The organism is Bacteroides sp. RTP31139st1_H2_RTP31139_211217 (genome assembly GCF_040227615.1).
Taxonomy (GTDB): Bacteria; Bacteroidota; Bacteroidia; order Bacteroidales; family Bacteroidaceae; genus Bacteroides; species Bacteroides uniformis.
Genome location: NZ_JBCNZM010000257.1, coordinates 1 through 4159, shown reverse-complemented (window position 1 = coordinate 4159; position 4159 = coordinate 1). Strand labels below are relative to the sequence as shown.

Sequence of the window (4159 nt, the reverse complement as noted above, 5' to 3'; positions counted from 1 at the left end):
ACGGCATGAAGCACGTAGGTGCCTTTCTCACTAAAAGCGAACCGCAGGCCATCCAAGCCGAGGAAGCCAGTGCGCAGGTCATTATGAATAATTGCATCCGTTGCCATACGCAACTGACCAACGAGTTTGTGGATGTCGGCAGGATAGACTACATGATGACCCTCATCGGCGACGGAAAGGCATGCTGGGACTGCCACCGTGATGTGCCTCATGGTGGAATGAACAGCCTCTCGTCCACGCCCGCTGCACTGGTACCCTATCCGGAATCTCCCGTACCGGAGTGGTTGCAGAAACTGATAAAGGAATAATGACAACTCAAGTTTCGCAAGTTCAAGAACTTGCTTTCAGTGAACAAGTACACAAGGCTTTTCCTTGTAATCACTTTAAAAAGCAAGATATAGACAAAGGGCTGTTTATCCCTCCTTGTAGCCTTGTCAATTTGTTCACTGAAAGCAGGTCAAAGACATGAGAAACTTGAATAACAATAAATCTTCATATATATGGAAAAGAGATTAAAATCATGGCAAGGATGGCTGTTGTTCGGTGGTTCAATGGTCGTTGTATTTGTCTTGGGTCTATGCGTTTCTGCCTTGATGGAGCGCAGGGCCGAGCTGGCAAGTGTATTCAATAACCGCAAAACTGTGATTGAAGGAATTGAGGCACGCAACGAAGTCTTCAAGAGTGACTTTCCACGTGAGTATCAGACGTGGACTGAAACCGCCAAGACCGACTTCCAGAGTGAATTCAATGGAAATGTGGCTGTGGATGTATTGGAACAGCGTCCCGAAATGGTGATACTTTGGGCTGGATATGCCTTCTCCAAAGACTATTCCACTCCGCGCGGACACATGCATGCCATCGAGGATATTACGGCAACCCTGCGTACCGGTGCGCCTGCCACTGATGCAGATGGTCCGCAACCGTCCACTTGCTGGACTTGCAAGAGTCCCGATGTCCCCCGTATGATGGAAGCCATCGGTGTGGATGCTTTCTATAATAATAAGTGGGGCGCTTTGGGTGGTGAAATTGTAAATCCGATTGGTTGTGCGGACTGCCACGAACCGGAAAATATGAATCTGCATATCAGCCGTCCGGCTCTGATAGAAGCTTTTGAACGTCAGGGCAAGGATATTACCGAGGCCACTCCGCAGGAGATGCGCTCGCTGGTATGTGCACAGTGCCACGTGGAATATTACTTCAAGGGTGACGGCAAGTACCTGACTTTCCCCTGGGACAAAGGTTTTACGGTGGAAGACATGGAAGCCTATTATGATGAGGCCGGTTTCTACGACTATATACATAAGTTGAGCCGTACCCCCATCCTGAAAGCGCAACACCCCGATTTTGAAATAGCCCGGATGGGCATTCACGGTCAGCGTGGCGTATCGTGTGCGGACTGCCACATGCCCTATAAGAGTGAAGGTGGCGTGAAGTTCAGCGACCACCATATACAAAGTCCGTTGGCTATGATAGACCGTACCTGCCAAACCTGCCATCGCGAAAGTGAGGAGACTTTGCGCAACAATGTCTACGAACGCCAGCGCAAGGCCAATGAAATCCGCAACCGCCTTGAACAGGAACTTGCCAAAGCTCATATCGAAGCTAAATTTGCCTGGGACAAGGGAGCTACGGAAGAGCAGATGAAAGAAGTGCTGGCACTGATTCGCCAGGCGCAATGGCGTTGGGACTTCGGTGTGGCATCTCACGGAGGTGCTTTCCATGCACCACAGGAAATCCAGCGTGTCTTGTCTCACGGCTTGGATAGAGCTATGCAGGCGCGTTTGGCTGTCTCCAAAGTGCTGGCAAAGCATGGATATACGGACAATGTTCCCATGCCGGATATCTCTACCAAAGACAAGGCGCAGGAATATATCGGCCTCGATATGGATGCCGAAAGAGCTGCAAAGGACAAATTCTTGAAGACTACCGTACCGGCTTGGTTGGAAAAAGCCAAAGCCAACAACCGGTTAGCACTAAAATAAATTTATTTACGATTGGACGATTTACGATGTACGATTGGGATTACTCCCCGATATGTACATCCCGGATTGACTCTATCAACAATCTAACTCCAATCGTACATCGTACATCGTCAAATCGTAAATCAGAAGATGTGGAAGAAACCGTGGAGGTATAAGGAAGGTTTTATCTGTGGGGCAGGACTGTTCGTCACGGGCTTGCTGTTGCAGTGGAGCGTTGGAGATATTCGTTGGGGCTTGTTTGCGTGGCCGGTCAATGTCATCGTTCTGGTGTTGTTCCTGCTATTGTTGGCATGCATGCATGGATTTCGTAGACGGGTGTACTGTTTCGGATGGCTCAGTCATTATACGGCTGCAGTTTCTTCCCTGGTATGTGTGGCGGTTGTCACTGTCGTTATGGGATTGGTGCGGCAGGTTCCTTCTACCCAGCCTTCGGCAGATGTCATCGGCTTTTCGAAGATGCTTTCTTTCTGGCCGTTCGTGTTGCTTTATATCTGGCTGGTTACTGTCTTGGGACTGACCATTCTCCGTGTATGTATTCCTTTAAAATTGCGTAAGATTCCTTTTCTGCTGAATCATGTCGGCTTGTTTGTCGCCCTCTTGACGGCAACGCTGGGCAATGCAGATATGCAACGACTGAGAATGATTACCCAATTGGGCAAGACTGAATGGCGTGCCGCGAATGAGGATGGCAAGCTGACGGAGCTTCCGCTTGCCATTGAACTGAAAGAATTCACCATACATGAATACCCTCCCAAGCTGATGCTGATAAATAATGAGACCGGGCAGGCACTGCCGAAGGATGTGCCGGAACATTTGCTGTTGGAAGAGAAGGTAGAACGGGGGAGGTTGCTGGATTGGGACATCTCTATCCTTCAATCCATTCCGATGGCTGCCTCTGTAGCTGCGGAAGATACCTTGAAGTTTACCGAATTCCATTCGATGGGAGCTACCTATGCTGTTTATCTGAAGGCGGTGAATGCTACCTCCGGACAGTCGAAGGAGGGATGGGTGAGTTGCGGTAGTTTCATGTTTCCTTATAAGGCATTGCGCTTGTCGGAACAGACCAGTCTGGTGATGCCCGAACGTGAGCCGCAGCGATTTGTTTCTGCTGTAACGGTTTATACGCAGTCAGGAGAGGTAGTGGAAGACACAATCGAAGTGAACCGTCCTTTGAAGATATTCGGATGGAACATTTATCAATTAAGCTATGACGAAACGAAAGGACGGTGGAGTGATGTCAGTGTTTTTGAACTGGTACGCGATCCCTGGCTTCCGGCTGTATATGCCGGCATCATAATGATGGTGCTGGGGGCAGTCTGCTTGTTTGTCAATGCACCGAAAGGAACAGAAGAAAGAAAGGAGGAGACGGTATGAGTTGGGATTATTTTGCTCTGTTTGCCATTGTCGCTTTACTTTTCTGGGGATTGGGAGCTTTCGCTGCATGGCGTGGTAAACGTCCGGTAGTGGTATACACTTTGACTTGTCTGGGCTTGGCTGTCTTTTTCAGCTTCATTGTCGGCATGTGGATTTCTTTGGAGCGTCCTCCGATGCGGACGATGGGGGAGACGCGTTTGTGGTATTCATTCTTTCTTCCATTGGCAGGAATCATCACTTACAGTCGTTGGAGGTACAAATGGATTCTCGGTTTCAGTTCCGTCTTGTCCTTGGTGTTTGTCTGCATCAATATTTTTAGGCCCGAAATACACAACAAGACGTTGATGCCCGCTTTGCAGAGTCCGTGGTTCACTCCTCATGTCATTGTCTATATGTTTGCCTATGCCATGCTGGGTGCCGCTACGGTGATGGCTGTCTACCTGCTGTGGTTCAAGAAAAAAGGAATTGAACGGCATGAGATGGCTTTGTGCGATAATCTGACTTATGTAGGACTTGCCTTCATGACACTGGGTATGCTGTCCGGTGCTGTCTGGGCGAAAGCTGCTTGGGGACACTATTGGGCATGGGATCCCAAGGAGACTTGGGCGGCGGCTACCTGGTTCTCCTATCTGGCATATATCCATTTCCGATTGGGATGCCCCGCGGCCTATCGTAAGGCACTGTTTGGCTTGCTTGTATCTTTTCTGTTGTTGCAAATGTGTTGGTATGGCATCAATTACTTGCCCTCGGCACAAGGAGTGAGTGTACATACGTATAACTTAACTTAAAATACTTATGAAAAC

General features: G+C 49.0%; 3 protein-coding genes and 1 pseudogene. All 4 read left to right on the top strand.

From position 1 onward, the window contains the following. Positions 1–308, top strand: a pseudogene (locus ABUA47_RS23400) (cytochrome c nitrite reductase small subunit); the annotation flags it as partial. Between the two features lie 192 nt (positions 309–500). Beyond that, on the top strand, positions 501–1982 hold the full coding sequence (nrfA, locus tag ABUA47_RS23395; protein WP_009038191.1) for an ammonia-forming cytochrome c nitrite reductase: 1482 nt from the start codon (positions 501–503) through the stop codon (positions 1980–1982). Positions 1983–2111: 129 nt separating this feature from the next. Next, positions 2112–3356, top strand: a complete 1245-nt coding sequence (locus ABUA47_RS23390) for a cytochrome c biogenesis protein ResB (protein WP_349832144.1) — start codon at positions 2112–2114, stop codon at positions 3354–3356. Further along, positions 3353–4144 (top strand): cytochrome c biogenesis protein CcsA, encoded by a 792-nt coding sequence (ccsA, locus tag ABUA47_RS23385; protein ID WP_349832143.1) that lies wholly within the window; start codon positions 3353–3355, stop codon positions 4142–4144. Before ABUA47_RS23390 ends, ccsA begins: the two co-directional genes overlap by 4 nt. Positions 4145–4159: the final 15 nt, after the last annotated feature.

Excerpts from the sequence above, each read along its gene's own strand:
- nrfA (WP_009038191.1), top strand. The coding sequence starts at position 501 with ATGGAAAAGAGATTAAAATCATGGCAAGGATGGCTGTTGTTCGGTGGT.
- ABUA47_RS23390 (WP_349832144.1), top strand. The coding sequence starts at position 2,112 with ATGTGGAAGAAACCGTGGAGGTATAAGGAAGGTTTTATCTGTGGGGCA.
- ccsA (WP_349832143.1), top strand. The coding sequence starts at position 3,353 with ATGAGTTGGGATTATTTTGCTCTGTTTGCCATTGTCGCTTTACTTTTC.